Source organism: Sphingomonas rhamnosi, from assembly GCF_036663615.1.
GTDB lineage: Bacteria > Pseudomonadota > Alphaproteobacteria > Sphingomonadales > Sphingomonadaceae > Sphingomonas.
Genome location: NZ_JAXOJJ010000005.1, coordinates 216,359 through 234,912, shown reverse-complemented (window position 1 = coordinate 234,912; position 18,554 = coordinate 216,359). Strand labels below are relative to the sequence as shown.

Sequence of the window (18,554 nt, the reverse complement as noted above, 5' to 3'; positions counted from 1 at the left end):
GACCTAACGGAGTTTGTCTCCGTCGAGATGTAGGTCGCTCCGCATCTCATCGGGGGTTCCAACCGCGCTCTCGTGCGCGCTGGCCGTTGCGGACGTCGGCAGCAACGAGTCGAGCCGGCGGCGCAGCGACGCCTCGAAATCCTCCTGCGCCCGCGTCGTGGTCCGCGTGACGATGATGTCCTTGGCGATCGCGTCCTTGATGCGGGCAACCGCGGGATCGTCGATCACTCCGGCCTTGAGCAATTCGGCACACAGCTGCACGAACCCGACCGCGGTCGCGTGCGCGCGCAGTCCCACCAGGCCCAGCGTGTCGTGAAGCTTGCGGGCGTCGGCCTTGTCGTCCCAGTTGGTCATCGTCTCTCTCCACGCGGTAAGCCGCTTGTCGTTTCGCGGACTGGCATTGGCTTTACGCCTCGGCTAGGCACCCGTCATGGGCGAAATCGATAGGCTGGTTCCATCGGGAATCATTGAACAATGGGTCTATCACTTGCGACGCCAGCGCGCGCGCGCGGCCGACGCAATCTGGCTGATCGATCAGGGTTACACGATCCACGACGGCAAGAACGGCGTACCAACCTGCGACGCGACCGCACGCGTCCGCGCCGAGCATGAAACCGTGATCTGCGAAGTGAACGCGCTGTTGAAGCTGTATGACGGCATCAACCTGGGGCAGGACATCGGCGAGACAGTGTGAGCATGATGCGCCAGGCCGCGACACTGCTGACCATCGACACGACCCGGCAAGGTCTGGTCGACGTCAGCGGCCGGATCACCGGCTGGGTTGCAGCACAGGGGTTCGAGACCGGCCTGCTGACGGTATTCTGCCAGCACACCTCGGCATCGCTGCTGATCCGGGAAAACGCCGCGCGCGAAGTCCGGACCGATCTGGAGGCCTATTTCGCGCGGATCGCGCCCGAATCGCCCGGCTACGCGCATGACGACGAGGGTCCGGACGACATGCCCGCGCATCTGCGGACCGCGCTGACCCATGTCCAGCTCACGATCCCGCTCGTCGGCGGCGCGCTCGCGCTCGGCACGTGGCAGGGCATCTACCTGTTCGAACACCGCCGCCGACCGCATCGCCGGACGCTGGCTCTGCATCTAATCGGTGAATGATTCTTTCTGAACGGGAGCAAACCTGTTCATCAACCGTTCCACCATTGACGGCTAATACAAGGCGTTTCGCCGCATTCGCCGCGAACGGAGACGACACCCATGTTCACCAATTTTGGTCGCAAGGTCGCGCTGGCAGCGCTGGCGTCCGGCACCTTGCTGGTCGCGGGCTGCGCGACGGAGACCACTTATCGCCCCGCCACCGGCCAGGGCTTCTCGCGTACCGGCTACAGCGATCGCCGGATCGAGGCGAACCGCTTCCTGGTCAGCTTCGCCGGCAACAGCGTCACCTCGCGCGACACGGTCGAGCGGTACCTGTTCTTCCGCGCCGCAGAGCTCACGCTGCAGAACGGCTTCGACTATTTCCTGATGGCAGACCGCGACACCAACCTGCAGTCGCGTACCTATTCGACTCCGGGCCTCGGCGGCGGCTTTGGTGGCGGGCTCGGCTATGGCGGGTTCGGCGGGTACTGGGGTCCTTCGTGGCGCTATCGTGGCGCGGGCTTCGGCTGGCGCAGCTGGGATCCCTATTTCGGCGGCGGCTTCGGTGGCGGCCCATGGGGCAACGACTTCGATATCCGCACGATCGATCGCTACGAGGCAACTGCCGAGATCGTGATGCGCAAGGGTCCGATCCCACGCGACAACATCCGCGCGTTCAACGCGAAGGCGGTGGTCGACAATATCGGGCCGAGCATCGTGCTACCGAAAGAGCGGCCGTAAAACCCCTGTCATGCTGAACTCGTTTCAGCATCCACCGTGTCACGAGCGATATCGCCCGAGGACAGGTGGACCCTGAAACGAGTTCAGGGTGACGAAACAGAGAAGGCCGGGCGCCCTATCGGGTGCCCGGCCTTTTTCATGTCACACCGCGCCGTGGCAGTATTTGTATTTCTGGCCCGACCCGCACGGGCACGGCGCGTTGCGGCTGACGACGCCGGCCCATTCCGCCGGGTCCGTCCCGAAATCGCCCTGCGGCTGCGGGATCTGCAGCGGCGGCATCTGCGACGTGATGTGGCCCATCGTCCCCCCGTCGACATCGTTGGTGTCGTCCATCCCCGTGAACGGGTCGAAATGCGTGGTGATGAAGTCGGGCAGCTCGGGCAGGCCGACCGGTGCCTCCATCTGGAACGACGCGTGTGCGATAGTCTTCGTCACTTCCTCGCGGATCGCCTCGAGCATCCGCTGGAACAGGCTGAACGCCTCCTGCTTATACTCGTTGATCGGCGTCTTCTGTGCGTACGCCCGCAGATGGACGACCTGGCGCAGCGCGTCGAGCGTCGCCAGATGCTCCTTCCAGTGATGGTCCAGATTCTGCAGCAGGATTGATTTCTCGACCGAGGTCCAGGTCTCGGGATCGAGCGACGCCGCCTTCTCCGCGACCATCGCATCCGCTGCTTCGAGCACGCGTGCCTCGACGACCTCGGGATCGATCGACTCTTCCTTCAGCCACTCGTCGACCGGCGGCTCGAGGTTGAGGATGTCGGCAAGCCGCTCCTTCATCCCCGCGATGTTCCACTGCTCGGGATAGGAGTTGGGCGGGCACGCCTCGCCGACGATGACGTTGACCGTCTCCGCGCGCATATCGACCACCACGTCGCCTACCGTCTCGGCATCCATGATGTCCGAGCGCTGCTCGTAGATCACCTTGCGCTGTTCGTTCATCACGTCGTCATATTCGACGACCTGCTTGCGGATGTCGTAGTTGCGCGCCTCGACCTTCTTCTGCGCGGTCTCGATCGCCTTGGACAGCCACTTGCTGCCGATCGCCTCGCCATCCTCGATATTGTTGCGCATCATCTTGGCGAACAGCGTGTCCGGGCCGAAGATACGCAGCAGATCGTCGTCGAGGCTGAGATAGAATCGCGACAAGCCCGGATCGCCCTGACGACCCGAACGCCCGCGCAGCTGGTTGTCGATGCGCCGGCTCTCGTGGCGCTCGGTGCCGAGCACGAACAGGCCACCGGCGGCGAGCACTTCCTGCTTCTCCGCCTCGATCTCCTCGTCGATCCGCGCCGCGACTGCAGCATAGTCGGGCGTGCCCTCGATCAGGTCGGGATGCTCGTCGAGCATGCGGAATTCGAGGTTCCCGCCCAGTTTGATGTCTGTACCGCGGCCCGCCATGTTGGTCGCGATCGTCACCGCCGACTTGCGCCCGGCCTGCGCGACGATGTGCGCCTCCATCTCGTGGAAGCGCGCGTTCAGCACCTTGTGCTCGACCTGCTCGCCGACCAGGAACTCGCTCAGCAGCTCGGACTTCTCGATCGACACCGTACCGACCAGCACCGGCTGGCCGAGGTCTGCGTGATGCTTGATCTTCTTGGCGATCGCGCGGAACTTGTCCGCGGTGTCCTTGTAGAACTCGTCCTCCTCGTCGACGCGCTTTACCGGCACGTTGGTCGGGATGGTGACGACGTTGATCTTGTAGATGTCGTAGAATTCCGCCGCCTCGGTCGCCGCGGTGCCGGTCATGCCGCCGATCTTGGGGTACATGCGGAAATAGTTCTGGAAGGTGATAGAGGCCATCGTCTGGTTCTCGGGCTCGATCGCGACGCCTTCCTTGGCCTCGACCGCCTGGTGCAGGCCGTCCGACCAGCGCCGGCCGTCCATCATGCGGCCGGTGAACTCGTCGATGATGATGACCTTGCCGTCCTTGACGATGTAGTCGATGTCCGACTTGAACATCACGATCGCGCGCAGCGCCTGGTTCAGGTGATGCACGACCTGCGTGTTCTCGAAGTCGTAGAGGTTCTGGCCCTCGAGCAGCCCTGCCGCCTCGAGCATCCGCTCGACCTTCTCGGTGCCGTCCTCGGTCAGGATGATCGTCTTCTGCTTCTCGTCCTTGTCGTAATCGCCGGGTTCGAGCTGCTTCACGACCGCGTCGACCTGGATATACAGCTCGGACTTGTCGTCGGTCGGGCCCGAGATGATCAGCGGCGTCCGTGCCTCGTCGATCAGCACCGAATCGACCTCGTCGACCACCGCGAATGCGAACGGGCGCTGCGTCATCGACGCGCGTTCGTACTTCATGTTGTCGCGCAGGTAATCGAAGCCGAACTCGTTGTTGGTGCCGTAGGTGATGTCGGCGGCATAGGCGGCGCGGCGCTGCTCGTCCGACAGGTTGGGGATGATGATCCCGATCGTCATGCCCAGGAAGGTGTAGACCTGCCCCATCCACTCGGCGTCGCGCGCGGCGAGATAATCATTGACCGTGACAACGTGGACGCCGTCGCCGGGCAGCGCGTTGAGATAGGTCGCGAGCGTGGCGACGAGCGTCTTGCCTTCGCCGGTCCGCATCTCGGCGATCTCGCCGCGGTGGAGGACGATGCCGCCGATCATCTGCACGTCGTAATGCCGCTGGCCGAGCACGCGTTTGGCCGCCTCGCGCACCGTGGCGAAGGCTTCGGGGAGCAGGTCGTCGAGAGTCGCGCCGTTCGCGAGCCGCTCGCGGAACTTCACGGTCTGCGCGGACAGCTCCTCGTCGGACATCGCGACGAGCGTAGGCTCGAACCCGGCGATCTGCGCGAGGATCGGGTTGAGCGACTTGACGTAGCGGTCGTTGGACGAACCGAACAAGGATTTGGCGAGGCCACCGAACATGGGCAATTTCCTGATATGCAAGGGCGCGGCCGCGGCGTCGGGCCTGCGCGAGAGACGATAAGGGACGGTCGCGGACGCGCTATTCGCGCCGGCGGGTCGTCCAGATCGCGATGGTCTTGAGCACCGGCACCGACATCGCGGTCGCATCCGCCAGCGATGCGAGCGAGGCCAGCGGCGCGGCCGGCCGCTGCGTCGCGCTGGCGATCGCCGCCTGTCCCGCCTGCGCGGCGACCATCGCCTGCGCGACCGCCTGCGGCGCATCCGCCCGACGCACGCCCGGCACCGCGCCGGTCAGCGCGGACAGAAGTGCAGACAGGAGAAGCAGCAGGTTCAAATACGGGTCCGATGCAGATTGCCTGCGCGGACATAGGGAGTAGCGCGGGGATCGTCCAACCGAAAAGGCGGCGCGGTGAATGGAGGGGCTTAGTAATCAAGCGGGATGGCTTCGGTACAAACCCCACCCCGGCGAAGGCCGGGGCCCAGTTGGGAAGGTCGTCGTAACGGAGCGCTGACCGTCGTCACGACTGTTCCCCAACTGGGCCCCGGCCTTCGCCGGGGTGGGTCGTGAAGGCAAACAGTTCGCGCCTCGCATCGTCGTTGCCGGGCACCGAACCCGTTTGCCTTAGCGCCGGCCCGCGCTAACACCCCCAGCAAATCCGGAGCCTACACCATGTCAGACCGTTCGCCGCTCGCCCTCCCCTTCCCGCCAGCCCCCGCCATTGCCGGCGCCACCCCGCACGTCGCCCGCGCGCACTACAAAGCCTGGGACCGCTGCGACCTGACCTTCGTCACGCTCGACCCCGGCACGACGGTCGCCGGCGTGCTCACGCAGAGCAAATGCCCGTCCCCCGAGGTCGAATGGTGCCGCGCCGCGCTCACCCTCGGCACCGCGCGCGCGCTGGTGGTCAACGCGGGCAACTCGAACGCCTTCACCGGCAACCGCGGTCGCGCCGCGGTCGAAGCGATCGCCGCGCGCACCGCCGCGCATCTCGGCTGCCAGCCCTCCGACATATTCGTCGCATCGACCGGCGTGATCGGCGTGCCGCTCCCGATCGACAAGGCCGAAGCCGGGCTCGACGCCGCCTTCGCCGCGACGCCCTGCAGCTGGGAAGACGCCGCCACGACGATCATGACCACCGACACCTTCACCAAGGGCGCGGTGACGACCGCCGTGATCGGCGACCGGACCGTCACGCTGGTCGGCGTCATAAAGGGATCGGGGATGATCGCCCCCGACATGGCGACGATGCTCGGCTTCATCTTCACCGACGCCGCGGTCGAGCCCGCGTTCCTGCAAGCCGCGCTGTCCGCCGCCAACGCGCCGAGCTTCTCGTGCATCACCGTCGACAGCGACACCTCGACCAGCGACACCGTGTTGGCGTTCGCGACCGGCAAGGCCGGCAACGTCGCGCTCGCCGACGACGAGAGCGTCGGTGCCGACGCCTTCCGCGCGGCGCTGGCCGATTTGTGCCATCAGCTGGCGATGCTCGTCGTCCGCGACGGCGAAGGCGCACAGAAGCTCATCGAAATCCGCGTCACCGGCGCCGAAAGCGACCGCAGCGCACACCGCATCGCCAAGAGCATCGCCGACTCCCCCCTCGTCAAGACTGCGATCGCCGGCGAGGACGCCAATTGGGGCCGCGTCGTCATGGCCGTCGGCAAGGCGGGCGAACCCGCCGAACGCGACCTGCTCGCGATCCGCTTCGGCGAAACCCAGGTCGCCGAGGGTGGCCTGGCGGTCACCGGTTATGACGAGGCACCCGTCGCGGCGCATCTTAAAGGTCAGGAGATCGAAGTCGGCGTCGATCTCGGCCTAGGCGAGGGCCGCGCGACCGTCTGGACGTGCGACCTGACGCATGGCTACATCTCGATCAACGCCGACTATCGAAGCTAGTCCTGCGGGTTCAGTGGTCCCAGATCCTCGATGGAAAGCAGCTCGTCGAGCACGATCAAGCCGGGGCTCATACCGAGATGCCCGTAACCGGCAAGCGTGGGACGGTTCATGTCACGCGCTTGTCGGCCGACAAATCTCACCTTGTACCCGTGTCCATAGACATACCCTCGTCCAGTAAAGCCGGGCCGTTCGAAAGATTTCAATGGGTTCTCGGTGTTGAACCACGGATAGGCATGTCGGGGATCGACGGCACTGAGCGTGGTCGCGCCTTCGACGAACGCCTGTCCTTCGAAGTAATCGACCCATATGCCCTCATAGGTCCGAGGCGGTTGCAGATCGACACAGAAGCGATCCCCCAACCCGACGATCACTTTGGTGTCGCCATGCATCTCGACCCGATGGCACGGATTGGGGGGCACAGACGGCGGCGGCGCTGCCGCCTGTAGCAGCAGCGCCAGTAGCATTAGGCCAGCTCACCCTCGAGCCAGGCCTTCAACCGGCCCTTGGGCTCGGCACCGACCTTGGTCGCGGCGGGGGCGCCGCCCTTGAACAGGATCATCGTCGGTATCCCGCGGACGCCGTACTTGCCCGGCGCGTCGGGATTCTCGTCGATGTTGAGCTTGGCGATCGTCACCTTCTCACCCAGCTCTTCCGAAATCTCTTCGAGACTCGGCCCGATCATCTTGCACGGGCCGCACCATTCGGCCCAAAAATCGACCAGCACGGGACCGTCGGCGTTGAGCACGTCGGTCGCAAAGCTGGCATCGGTAATCTGCTTGGTCGCCATTCGAATTCTCCTTGGTTGTACGCAATCTAGGGGCCGGGTGTCCGCTGCTCAACCACCGAGCCGCTAGCTTTGCTCCGCCTCGCGATAGTGCGGCTTGTGCGCCGCAAGCAGATCGGCCGGCAGGTCGAGCAAGATCGGCCCCGCCGTATACAGCAACGCCGCCTGGATCGCCCGGTCCGGAAAGATCACCGCCAGCGCCGCGACATAGGCCGCCATCTGTCGCACGTGGTAGTCGGGCAGCTCGGACAGGTCGCGGGGTGCACGGCGCCCGGTCTTGAAGTCGATCACGCGCACCCGGCTCGTCTCGATCAGCAGCCGGTCGACCGTCCCTGACACCACCGTCCCGTCGCCGAGCGTCGCCGCGATCGGCGCCTCCGCCAGCGCGTCGGCGCCGAACAGCGCGGCAAAGCGCGGATCGGCGAGCACCGCGATCACGCTGCCGGCGATGTCCGCGCGCGCCGCGGCATCGGCGACGCCGCCGGCCTGCGCCAGCCAGCGGTCCGCCGCCGCCGGCCGGTCGGCCGCAGCCGTCGCGGGCAAGCGCTCGAACAGCGCATGGATCAGCCGGCCGCGTTCTGCCGCGGCGCGCATCGCGGGGGTCGGCGGCGGATCGGACACCGCATCCTCGCCCAATGCAGATGGCGACAGCGGGCGCGGCGGCCGTGCTTCCTGCGGCGCCGGGCGACGCGCCCAGTCCGGCAGCGCCGCTGCGTCGTCTCTAACGGCCCGGCGCCCGGGCTTTGCGACGATCTCGGGCTGCGCCTCGCTGCCAACAAAGGTCCGCTCTGCATCGCCAGCCGACAGCCCCAACGCGGTGAACGCGCGATCGGCGGCGGCATACCAGCTCGACTCCGGCGGCAAGCCCTTCGCACGCGGCCCCAGCGCGCCGGCAATCACCAGCCGCTCCTCGGCGCGGGTCGCCGCGACGTAGAACAACCGCCAATGCTCCTCCAGCTCGCGCCGTTCGGCCGCGCTAGTTACGGCGTCGAGCGGTCCGCCCCGCTCCGCGCTGCGCGGCCGGAACACCGGGATCGGCGCGTCACCCGGCTCGGGCGACCATTTCAGGATCGATCGCGGCGCCGCGGTCGGGTCCGCGGTCGCATCGGCCAGGATCACCAGCGGTGCCTGCAGCCCCTTGGCCCCGTGCGCGGTCATCACCCGCACCGCGTCGAGCGGCGCGGACGGATCGCGCACGATCTCGACATCGCCGCGGTCGAACCAGTCGAGGAAGCGCTGCAGCGACGGCGTCGTCGTGCTCTCGAACGTCAGCGCGGCGTTGAGCAGTTCCTCGATCGGATCGCGCGCCTCGGTCCCCAGCCGCCGGATCAGTTTCCGACGCCCGTCGAGCGGCCCCGACAGCAGCTCTTCGAGAAACTGGTAGGGCGTGGCGATATCGGCGCGCGCGAGCATCGCCAGCAACGGCGCCAACCGTTCCGCCGGCTGCGTGCGCCCCAGATGCCGCCACAGCGGCCCCGCCTCGCGCGGCGCGGCGTGCATCAAATCGTCCTGCGTCCACCCGATCAGCGGCGACACCAGCAGCGACGCCAGGCTCAGATCGTCCTCGGGCTGCAGCACGAAGCGGATCGCCGCGAGCAGATCCTGCACCGCCAGCGGCGCGTTCAACCGCAACCGGTCGACCCCCGCGACCGGCACCCCTTCCGCATACAGCCGCGCGACGATCAGCGAGGCGAGGTCGCCGCGCCGCTTGACGAGGATCATCACATCCTCGGGCCGCAGCGGCCGGCCCTTGCTCTCGAGCATCAGCCCGCCGTCGATCCAGCGCTTCACCGCGCGCGCGATATCGACCGCGAGCTTGCGCACCGCATCGTCGACCCAGCCCTCCTCGTCCTCCTCGCTCCCGCCCGCCGAGATCGCGGGCCAGATCGTCACGCTGCCGGGGCCCGGCACTTCGCTCGCATGGCGCTCGACCGGGCCGTCGATGCCGAGACCGGGCTCGCCGATCGCCTCGATCGCAGCATCGACGAATTCGAGTACGGTCCGCGTCGATCGGAACGAATGCGTCAGCGACAACCGCGCGAGCGGCAGGCCGCGTTCGTCGATCGGCCAGTCGTCATCCCCCTCGGCTTCGCGCGCGCGCTGGCTGAAATAATTCTCGGCCGCCTGGAAATTGAGTGGGTCAGTGCCCTGAAACCCGAAGATCGCCTGCTTGTAATCGCCGACCGTGAACAGCGTTCGCGTCGCCGGTGCGTGGATGCCGCGCCCGACGAAGAACTCGTCCGACAGCGCGCGCACGATCCGCCACTGGTGGCCGTTGGTATCCTGCGCCTCGTCGATCAGCAGATGCTCGGTGGCCTGATCGAGCTTGTAGCGCACCCATTCGCCGATCCCGGGCTGATCGAGCAGCGCCACGGTGGTGGCGATCAGATCGTCGAAATCCACCGCCCCCGCGCGCCGCTTGGCCAGCGCGTAAGCCCGCGCATAATCGCGCCCGACCTCCAGCGCATCGGCCAGCAGATCGGCATAGGCGGCGCGCTCGATCATCGACAACACGTCGGAACACGCCGCCCCCAGGTCGGCGGCGAGCACTTCATAGTCCGGATCGGCGTCGATCAGCTTCTTCGACGCTTTCCGCGGTTCGCCCTTGCCCGTCAGCACCACGCTGGCGAGGTCCTTCAGCGCGGCGGTGCGATCCTCGGCGGCGAGCCAGCGTTCGACCGTCGCGGCATGCCCCTGCCCCGTCGCGGTGCCCCAGGCGCGGTTCGCGGCCGCGATCCGCCCGATCGCGTCGAGATCGAGCGCGTCGCACCATGCCGCCGCCGCTTCGTCGATCGGCCCGGCGGGCAGCTCGAGCGCGCGCCGCAGCCACGGCTGGATCCCGCTCGGCAGCGCCTCCAGAGCCGGCAACGCACGCGCGCAGGCGAGCAGGAACCCCTCCGCGCCCCCCTCGCCCATCCGCAGGCTCAGCCGCCCGACGATCTCGATGGGTCGTTCTCGCCCGTCGCGCTCGGCATCCGCCAGCAACCCGGCGAGTGCCTCGCGCGCCAGCCCCGCCTCCTCGCGCGCTTCCAACGGTCGGAACCCGGGAGTCAGCCCCGCCTCGACCGGGAACGCCGCGAGCAATCCCTGGCAGAATCCGTGGATCGTCTGGATCCGCAAGCCCCCTCCCGGCGCGTCGAGCACTTTCGCGAACAGCGTCCGCGCGTAATCCTGCTGCTCGGGCGTCCCGCGCTCGCCCAGCGCGGTGAGATCCTGGAACAGTGCCGGCCCCGGCATCCGCACCCACGCCGCGAGCCGCCCGTTGATCCGCTGCGCCATCTCGGCTGCACCTGCCTTGGTAAAGGTCAGGCACAGGATCGCGCTCGGATCGACGCCGCGCAGCAACAGCCGGAACACCCGCGCCGCCAGCACCTGCGTCTTGCCCGTCCCCGCCGACGCCGACAGCCAGACATGCGCGGCAGGGTTGCTCGCATCGGCCTGCGCGCCCTTCAGCCGTGGCAGCGTGGCCAGCGTCTCAGCGGTCACGGCCATACCATTCGTCGCGGCGCATCAGCTGGTCATACTCGGCATAGGGGGCATATTCGGGGACGAGCTTGGCGGTGAACGCCGCATCGCCGGTCAGCCAATTGCCCGCGACCTCGGTGAAATTGTGCGCGGCGACGGCGGTGAACTCGGCGGTGGGGATCCGCTCGCGCTTGCCGTCGGGGTCGACCGGGGTCGCGATATAGCCGAAGCCGTCCTTGGCCTTGCCGAGCGACCAATATTCGAACGCGCCCGCGGTCCCGCGGACATCCGCGAACCCGCCCCGCTCCGCGATCAGCCCGAGCAGCCCGAGCTGCAAACTGTACCCGGCGCGCACCGCGGTGGCCGACGGCGGCTTGCCGGTCTTGTAGTCGATCACCGCGATCCGGCCGTCAGGCAGCGTGTCGACGCGGTCGTAGCGGCCCGACAGCTTCACGCCGGCGATCTCGATCGCACCCTTGCCCTCGGCGCTGGCGATGCTGCGGCCCTCATCGGCCTGTGTGCCGACCGCGCCCGCAATCCAGTCGATCGCCTCCAGCAGCCGCGGCTGCCACAGCGCGCGCATCATCGGGTGGGTCCGCTCGTCGGCGAGCATCGCCACCGCGCGCGGCCGGAGCCGGTCGAGCGCGCAGGCATCGAGCTTCCACCATTGCTCGAGAATGTCGTGCACCGCGGTGCCGCGCCACGCCGCGCTCGGATCGGCATCGACCGGGTCGAGCGGCATCAGCCCCAGCACGCGCCGCGCATAGAAAGCGTAGGGATCGGCCTTCAGCCGGTCGACCTCGGTCACCGAAATCGCCTTCGGCCGCAGCAGCGCGGGCGGCGACGGCGCCGGGCGGTCAGCGGGCTCATGCACTCCCGGCGCATCGAGCGAGCGCGTCCAGCCCTCCAGCGCGGTCGCGCGCTCGAACCGGTCACCCGCCAGCGCCTGCAGCCGCAGCCACAGCCGCGAGGCGAGCGCTGGCGACTTCGCATCGCGCCGCGCGCGCGTGACGATCGCGCGCGGCGCGCCCAGCCCTTGCGCGAAATCATGCGCGGCAGTGCCGACGCCGCGCTCCAGCCCCGGCAGCCCGAGCTCGGCGCGGATCCGCGGCGCCAGCCACGGGTCGGGCGCGGGCCGTCCGGGCCAGACGCCTTCGTTGAGCCCGCCCAGCACCATCAGGTCGGCAGTCTGCAACCGCGCCTCGATCAGGCCATAGATGGCGAGCCGCGGATGCCCCCCCGGCGGCGGCCGCACCGCAACCTCGTCGAGCAAGGTGCGCAGCAATTGCGGCAGGTCCACCGGATCGACCAGCGGCGGCCCGAGCGGCGCTTCGAGTTCGAGATCGGCCAGGAACTGCGCCGCAGCGCGCCCTGCGGGACCCGACCAGAGCGCGTCGCCGCACAGCGAGGCGGCGGTTTCGCGGAGCGATGCCAGCAAATCCCCCAGCGGCTGCGGACCGCGTTCGAACGTAGCGGATATCAACGTCAGTAGTTCGGAACTGCCCTCCCACCAGGTCGCAGCGGTTCCCCGGCGAAGGCCGGGGCCCAGTTGCGCAGGTCCCCCAACTGGGCCCCGGCCTTCGCCCGGGAACCGCTTACCCAGATGCTCCGTGATCCCCTGCAACCCCGCCGCCGGCCGCGGCCCCCGCAGCGCCCGATCCAACGCCCGCGCCCCATCCAGCCAAGCCAGCCGCTCCTCCCCATTCCGCACCAGCGGATGCTTGAGCAACGCCAGCAGCGCCAGCGGCGCAAACCGCTGCGCCGCCGCCTCGGCCAGCGCGAGCAGCAACGTCCCCGGCGGCAGGATCGCCAGCGGCCGCCCCGCGGAATCATCGATCGTGATCCCCCAGCGCCCCAGATGCGCCGCCACGCGTCGCGCCAGCGCGCGGTCGGGCGTCACCAGCGCCGCGGTCTTGCCCGGGTCCTCCAGCGCCCCGCGCAGCGCCAGCGCGATCGCCTGCGCCTCCTCCGCCGGGGTCGCCAGCTCCGCGACCGTCACGCCGGTCAGCCGCCGATCCTCCGCGCCTATCCGCGTCCACTTCCCCGTAAAGTCCGCCGGCGCCAGCGCATTGGCGATCGCGCGACCGCGCACCGCGCCGGCGTCATGCCCCCCGCCCTCGCGCCACGTCACCACCTCGCCGCGCGCGACGCCCATGCGTTCGAGCAACAGCTTCATGTGGAACTGCGGATGCGTCTCGATCGAGCGCCGCGTCAGCCCCGCCGCGTTCGGCGCATGCGGCCCCAGCGCCTCCCATTCCTCGTCGGGCAGCGCGAGATCGAGCCCCGCGAACGCCACCATCCCGCGCGGCATGTCGGCCACGCAGCGCAGCAGCCGCGCCACCGCGGGCGCCGAATCGGTGACCCCCGCGGCGCAGACCAGCCCGGCGGGCGGCGCGCTCCGCCAGCGCCGCTCGAGCCGGTCGAGCAACAGCGCCCGCCTGGTCGCCGCATCGATCCGCCCGATCCGCGCCAGTTCGGCCGGCCAGCGTTCGAGCACGACCTCGAAGGTCGACAGCGCACGCCGCCAATGTTCGGTGAGCTCGGGCCCCAGATCGATCGCGCGCAACCGCGCCGGCGCGACCTCCTCGACCAGCAGCTGATCCAGCGTATGCGCCAACTCCCCTGCCAGCCGCACCGCCTCCGCGGTGTCGATCGGCTGACCCGCACGCGCGCGCTCCTCGGCGACCAGCCGCGCGAGGATCATACGGCGCTGATAGGGCGGCACCGCGGGCAGCGGCGGATCGTCGGCGGGGTCGAGTGCCGCCCCGACGCTCTCGCCCAGATCCGGATCGCCCAGCGGCACCAGCCGCGGCAGCACCAGCCCGCCGCCGCTCGCGCGCACGAACGCATCGGTCACCGCGCGCACCGCACGGTTGTTGGGCAGCAGCACCAGCGCGCGGGCCAGCGCCAGCGGGTCGGCCCCTGCGCGCCGGATCAACCCCGCCACCAGCGCATCGGCAAACGCCCGGTGCGCCGGGATCGTGCAGAGCGCGGGTCCGCGCCCTACGGCCCCGGCTTCAGCCATCGGCGAGCATCGCCTCGGTCTTGGGGATCGCCCCCGGGGTGCCGACGTCGAACCATAGCCCCTGATGCACCTGGCCGAACGCACGACCCGCCGCGATCGCGCGGTCCCAGAACAGGTTGGTCGAGAACGGCCCCTCGGGCCAGTCGACGATCACCCGCGGATGGAGGATCTGGATCCCGGTATAGGCGAACGGCGCGACCCGACCGGGCTTGCGTCGCCCGGTGATCCGCCCCGCCGCATCGAGATAGAAGTCGCCGACGCCGCCATGATTATGCGCGCGCGCCAGCGGGACCATCAGCAGCAGCGCGTCCATCGTCGCATCGTCCCAGCGCGACGCCAGCAGCCGGATCGCGTCGACCGGCCCGTCGATCCACAGATTGTCGCTGTTGACCACCAGCACCGGCGCGTCGCCGAGCAGGTCGCGCGCCTTCACCAGCCCCCCGCCGGTTTCCATCAGCCGCCCGCGCTCGTCCGACATCACGACCTCGATGTCGTCGAACCGGCCGGTCAGATGCGCCTGAAGCGTGTCGGCGAGGTAATGGACGTTGACCACCGCGCGCGCGATCCCCGCCGCGCGCAACCGATCGAACACGTGATCGATCAACGCCTTGCCGGCCACCTCGACCAAGGGCTTCGGCCGCGTCGCGGTCAGCGGCCGCATCCGCTTACCGAGCCCGGCCGCCATCACCATCGCGGTCCGCGGCACGTCGCCCGCGGGAATCGGGCGGATCTTATGCTGCAAGCTCATGCCGACAATACCAGCGGGTCGCCACGCAGCGCGGCGGGCACGTTCGCGTCGAACCAGCGCGCGACCGGCGCCATCACCGGCTGCGCCAGATCACGCTCCAGATATGCCCAGACCCGCGGACACAACGTCGGATAGCGCGGCTTACCGTCGCGCTTCCACAGCCGCGTGAAGATACCGAGGATCTTCGCGTTCCGCTGCGCGCCGAGCACATGATAGGCGCGCAGGAAATCCTCGTCCGCATCGGTCGCGGCCCGATAGCGCGCCAGCATCGCCGCCTCGACCGCCGGGTCGACATCGCGCCGTGCGTCCTGCAACAGCGAGACGAGATCGTACGCCGGGTGGCCCGCCAGCGCGTCCTGGAAATCGAGCAGCCCCAGCGACCGCTCCGGCCCCACCAGCATCAGATTCTCGGCATGATAATCGCGGAGTACCGTCACCGGCTCGGCGGCGATCGCGTGATCGAGCACCGCGTCCCACGCCGCGTCCCAGCCGTTCCTATCGGGCTCGATCCCGACCGCAGGGCAATACCAGTCGACGAACAGCGCCGCCTCGCGCGTCAGCACCGCACGGTTGTACGGCTTGAGCGGCCCCGCCGCATGGCGACGCAGATCGACCAGCAGGTCGACCGCGGGTGCGTAGAGCGACAGCTCATCCTCGGGCGCCGCGTCTGCCGCTTCACGCAGCCGGTCGTCGCCGAAATCCTCGAGCAGCACGAGCCCCTGGTCGAGATCCGCGGCCAGGATCGATGGCGCCGCAAAGCCGCGCGCGACCAGCCATTCGGCGACCGCGATGAACGGCCGCGGATCCTCGTGCGGCGGCGGCGCATCCATCAGGATCGCCCGCCGGTCGTCGGCGACCGCGCGGAAATAGCGGCGGAACGACGCGTCGCCCGCCACCGGCAGGATCTGCGCATCGGCCCAGCCGTTGGCGTCGAGAAAAGCGGCGGCGCCGGGCGGCGGGATCATGTCGGCCATCGCCGCTCCCAACCCGTCGGCACCCGCGCTGTCAAGCCGCGTCCACCGTCCGGCGTGATCGTCAGGGTCAGCGCCAGTGCATGTGGCCAATAGTCCGGCCCGGCGCGCTCGGGCCATTCGACGAGTAGCAGCGAGTCGGACGCCGCCTCGTCGAGCCCGAGTTCCTCGATCTCGTGCGCGTCATCGATGCGGTAGAGATCGACATGCAGCACCGGCATCCGCACTTCCGGCGGCGCATAGGGCTGCACGATCGCAAAGCTCGGCGACGGCGCCTCGCCCGCCAGCCCGAGCGCCGCAAGCAGGCCGCGCGCGATGCTGGTCTTGCCCGCGCCAAGCGTGCCCTCCAGCGTGATCACATCGCCCGGCCGAACAAGTGTCGCGAGATGCGCACCGAACGCCTCGGTCGCCTGCGGATCGGCCAACCGTATCATGCGCCCCCACCCTCCCCGTGCTCCTGCGAAAGCAGGAGCCCAGGGTTACAAGGGCCAACGCATGCGACTCCTGGACTCCTGCTTTCGCAGGAGAACCGCACGCGTATCGACGCCACCCTCATCGCCGCGGCAACTCGACCGTGATCAGCGTCCCCGCCCCCGGCTCGGACACCAATTCGATCGTCCCGCCATGCGCCTCGACGAACTGCTTCGCCAGCGGCAGCCCCAATCCCAGCGCGCGGTCGCCGATCGGCTTCGACTCCGCGAACCGATCGAACGCGTGGAGCACCGCCTCGGCGTCCATCCCCGGCCCGTCGTCCGACACCACGATCCGCGCCGCGGTCGCGTTGCCGTCGGTGTGGAGCAGCACCCGCCCGCCATCGGGCGTCGCCGCTACCGCATGCCGCAACAGATGCTCGACCACCTCCTTCAACCGCCGCTCGTCGCCGCTCACCCGCCCCGTCGAGCGCGCCACCTCCACCGCGAAGTCGAGTTTGCGCCGCTTGGCGGACGGCATGATCGTCTCCGCCGCCGCGCGCACCGTCGTCGCGAGGTCGATATCGGCGCGTATCAGCGCCCCACCGTCCGCCGCGTCGCGCGTCAGGTCGAGCACGTCGTCGACCAGCAACCCCAGCCGCTCGACCGATTCGAGGATCGCCTCGACATAGCTCGACGCCTGCTTGGTCATCTTGCCCGCATAGCCACCGTGCAGCATCTCGGCGAACCCGCTGATCGAGGTCAGCGGCGTGCGCAACTCATAGCTCATGTTCGCGACGAACGCGGTCTTCACCCGGTCGGCGGCCTCCAGCACCTCGGCCCGCTCGCGCAAGCTCTCCTCGGCCCGCAGACTGGCGGTGATGTCGAGCATCGTGAACAGCGCGTTGCCGTCGGGCAGCGGCACGCCCGCGAACTCGAAATGCCGCCCGTCGGCGAACGCCACCCGGCCGCCGCGCTGCTGGCGCCCGGCGGTCGCCGAATGGACCAGCTCGGGGAACAACGCGGCATCGGCCGGCGTGACCAGCTTCGATGCCGCCGCCGCCGCGAACGCGTCAACGCGCGGGTGCGCCGCCAGGAATTCCTCCTCTAGCCCCCACACCGCGCGGAACCGGTTGTTCCACAATTGCAGGCGCCCATCGGCGGCGAATACGCCCAACGCCTCGAACAGATTGTCGAACGTCGCCGTCCGGACGCGCAGCAACGTGTCGCGCGCGCTCGCCAATTGCACCTGCTCCGTGCGATCCTCGAAGATCAGGAGCAGCCCCCCATCCGGCAACGCCTGCGCGACGACGCGCAGGTGCGTCCCCCCGCGCAGATGCCAATTCTCCTCGATCGCGCCGCTCGTCTGGACGAACCAGCCGCGGCGTTCGGCCTTCCAGCTGGGGAAGTCGCGCACCTCGGGCAACCGTTCGGCCTCGCGCATTCGCTCGAGAACGCGGTCGAATTCGGGCCGGTCGGCGAGCCATTCGGGGCGCATCGCGAACATCCGCCGGAACGGCTGGTTGCAGAACACCAGCCCGCGGTCGCCCCCGAACTGCGCCACCCCCGCCGACAGCCGGTCGAGCATCGCGCGCTGCGCCTCGGCAAAGCGCTTGGCGCCCGATCGCGCCTGTTCCAACTCCTCGATATCGACCGCGAACCCGGCGACGCCGCCGGTCGGCAGCGGCACGTCGTAGATTTCGAGCGAGCGCCTGGCGCCGTCGATCGTCGCCGGCAGCACCTGGTGATGCGGCCGTCCCGCCTCGCGCGCCGCCGCGGCCCCGGCCAGCGGCCCGCCGCGGCCCGATCCCTCGACCAGCTCGAGCCCGCGCGCGACGACGTCCGCCGCGCTACGCCCCTCGACCGCCTCCACATAGGCCGAATTGACCATCGTCAGCCGCAGATCGGGCGCGCGGTACCACATCGGCATCGGCGCCGCCTCGATCAGCCCGGTCAGCGCGTCATACGCCGACCCCAGCCGCGTGGTCTCGCCGCTCAACCGCGCGATCTCGGCTTCGCTGTCGGTCGCATCGAACGCCCACAGCAGCACCGCCCCGCTCGCACCCATCGTCCCCGGCGCGCGCGCGCCGCGCAGCGTGATGGCGCGCGTCGATCCCACCGGCCGCACCGCGCGCACGAACCCGCGGCCCGATCGCTGCGCCACGCTGACCGCCGCGGTCACCGCGGCAGCATCCTCCGCCGACAGTCCCGAGTCCTCGCCCGCGAGTTCCGCCAGCGACCGCGCCGGCGTCGCCAGCCCCAGCCAGTCCGCCATCCGCTGCGCCATCTCGACCCGCCCGTCGCCGCGCACGATCGTGACCAACGCAGGCGACGCCTCGACCAGCGCGGTCAACTGCGCGTTGGCGTCGAGCGCAGCCTGCGCCGCGGCCTTGGCGCGCAGCCCGACAAACGCCAGCACCGCGCCCCCGACGACCAGCGCGAACAGCACCACCCCCGCGACGATCGCGGCACCGGTCCCCAGGACCATCATCAAACACCCGCCTCCGGCTTCATTCGCCCTGTCTAGGCGCAAGCCCCCCGCGC

Annotated in this window: 15 protein-coding genes; 4 read left to right on the top strand and 11 right to left on the bottom strand. The window is 69.2% G+C overall.

The genetic code is table 11. The annotated features are described in order from the left end of the window. Positions 1-3: 3 nt before the first annotated feature. Positions 4-354, bottom strand: a complete 351-nt coding sequence (locus U1701_RS12640) for a hypothetical protein (RefSeq protein WP_332782918.1) — start codon at positions 352-354, stop codon at positions 4-6. 76 nt (positions 355-430) lie between these two features. On the opposite strand from U1701_RS12640, the gene U1701_RS12635 reads away from it, so the two are divergent. From U1701_RS12635 to U1701_RS12625, 3 genes are all read left to right on the top strand, one after another. After that, complete coding sequence (locus U1701_RS12635) at positions 431-694, top strand: hypothetical protein (protein WP_332782917.1); 264 nt, start codon at positions 431-433, stop codon at positions 692-694. A 5-nt stretch (positions 695-699) separates the two neighbouring features. Beyond that, positions 700-1,116 carry a secondary thiamine-phosphate synthase enzyme YjbQ gene (locus tag U1701_RS12630; protein ID WP_332783055.1) on the top strand — a complete coding sequence of 139 codons (417 nt, stop codon included), beginning with the start codon at positions 700-702 and terminating at the stop codon, positions 1,114-1,116. A gap of 99 nt (positions 1,117-1,215) precedes the next feature. Then, complete coding sequence (locus tag U1701_RS12625; RefSeq protein WP_332782916.1) at positions 1,216-1,836, top strand: CC0125/CC1285 family lipoprotein; 621 nt, start codon at positions 1,216-1,218, stop codon at positions 1,834-1,836. Between the two features lie 141 nt (positions 1,837-1,977). Here U1701_RS12625 and secA read toward each other — a convergent pair whose 3' ends face one another. Together secA and U1701_RS12615 are read right to left on the bottom strand one after the other, a co-directional pair. Then, positions 1,978-4,713 carry a preprotein translocase subunit SecA gene (gene secA, locus U1701_RS12620; RefSeq protein ID WP_332782915.1) on the bottom strand — a complete coding sequence of 912 codons (2,736 nt, stop codon included), beginning with the start codon at positions 4,711-4,713 and terminating at the stop codon, positions 1,978-1,980. A 79-nt stretch (positions 4,714-4,792) separates the two neighbouring features. Further along, positions 4,793-5,047, bottom strand: a complete 255-nt coding sequence (locus tag U1701_RS12615) for a hypothetical protein (RefSeq protein WP_332782914.1) — start codon at positions 5,045-5,047, stop codon at positions 4,793-4,795. A 336-nt stretch (positions 5,048-5,383) separates the two neighbouring features. Here U1701_RS12615 and argJ point away from each other — a divergent pair, with 336 nt between their 5' ends. Next, on the top strand, positions 5,384-6,607 hold the full coding sequence (argJ, locus tag U1701_RS12610) for a bifunctional glutamate N-acetyltransferase/amino-acid acetyltransferase ArgJ (RefSeq protein ID WP_332782913.1): 1,224 nt from the start codon (positions 5,384-5,386) through the stop codon (positions 6,605-6,607). Here argJ and U1701_RS12605 read toward each other — a convergent pair. From U1701_RS12605 to U1701_RS12570, 8 genes are all read right to left on the bottom strand, one after another. Next, positions 6,604-7,071, bottom strand: a complete 468-nt coding sequence (locus tag U1701_RS12605) for a hypothetical protein (protein WP_332782912.1) — start codon at positions 7,069-7,071, stop codon at positions 6,604-6,606. The two genes, argJ and U1701_RS12605, sit on opposite strands and share 4 nt — an antisense overlap. Beyond that, entirely contained in the window at positions 7,071-7,394 is a 324-nt protein-coding gene (gene trxA / locus U1701_RS12600; RefSeq protein ID WP_332782911.1) for a thioredoxin TrxA, read from the bottom strand. The genes U1701_RS12605 and trxA overlap by 1 nt, the downstream gene beginning before the upstream one ends. A gap of 63 nt (positions 7,395-7,457) precedes the next feature. Beyond that, on the bottom strand, positions 7,458-10,883 hold the full coding sequence (addA, locus tag U1701_RS12595; protein ID WP_332782910.1) for a double-strand break repair helicase AddA: 3,426 nt from the start codon (positions 10,881-10,883) through the stop codon (positions 7,458-7,460). Beyond that, a complete protein-coding gene (addB, locus tag U1701_RS12590; RefSeq protein ID WP_332782909.1) occupies positions 10,867-13,881 on the bottom strand; it encodes a double-strand break repair protein AddB in 3,015 nt (1,004 codons plus the stop codon). Before addB ends, addA begins: the two co-directional genes overlap by 17 nt. Next, entirely contained in the window at positions 13,874-14,629 is a 756-nt protein-coding gene (locus U1701_RS12585; protein ID WP_332782908.1) for a nucleotidyltransferase family protein, read from the bottom strand. The genes addB and U1701_RS12585 overlap by 8 nt, the downstream gene beginning before the upstream one ends. Then, positions 14,626-15,594, bottom strand: a complete 969-nt coding sequence (locus U1701_RS12580; protein ID WP_332783054.1) for an aminoglycoside phosphotransferase family protein — start codon at positions 15,592-15,594, stop codon at positions 14,626-14,628. The genes U1701_RS12585 and U1701_RS12580 overlap by 4 nt, the downstream gene beginning before the upstream one ends. Next, complete coding sequence (tsaE, locus tag U1701_RS12575; RefSeq protein ID WP_332782907.1) at positions 15,591-16,034, bottom strand: tRNA (adenosine(37)-N6)-threonylcarbamoyltransferase complex ATPase subunit type 1 TsaE; 444 nt, start codon at positions 16,032-16,034, stop codon at positions 15,591-15,593. The genes U1701_RS12580 and tsaE overlap by 4 nt, the downstream gene beginning before the upstream one ends. Before the next feature lie 118 nt (positions 16,035-16,152). Further along, a complete protein-coding gene (locus U1701_RS12570; protein WP_332782906.1) occupies positions 16,153-18,501 on the bottom strand; it encodes a sensor histidine kinase in 2,349 nt (782 codons plus the stop codon). Positions 18,502-18,554 lie beyond the last annotated feature (53 nt).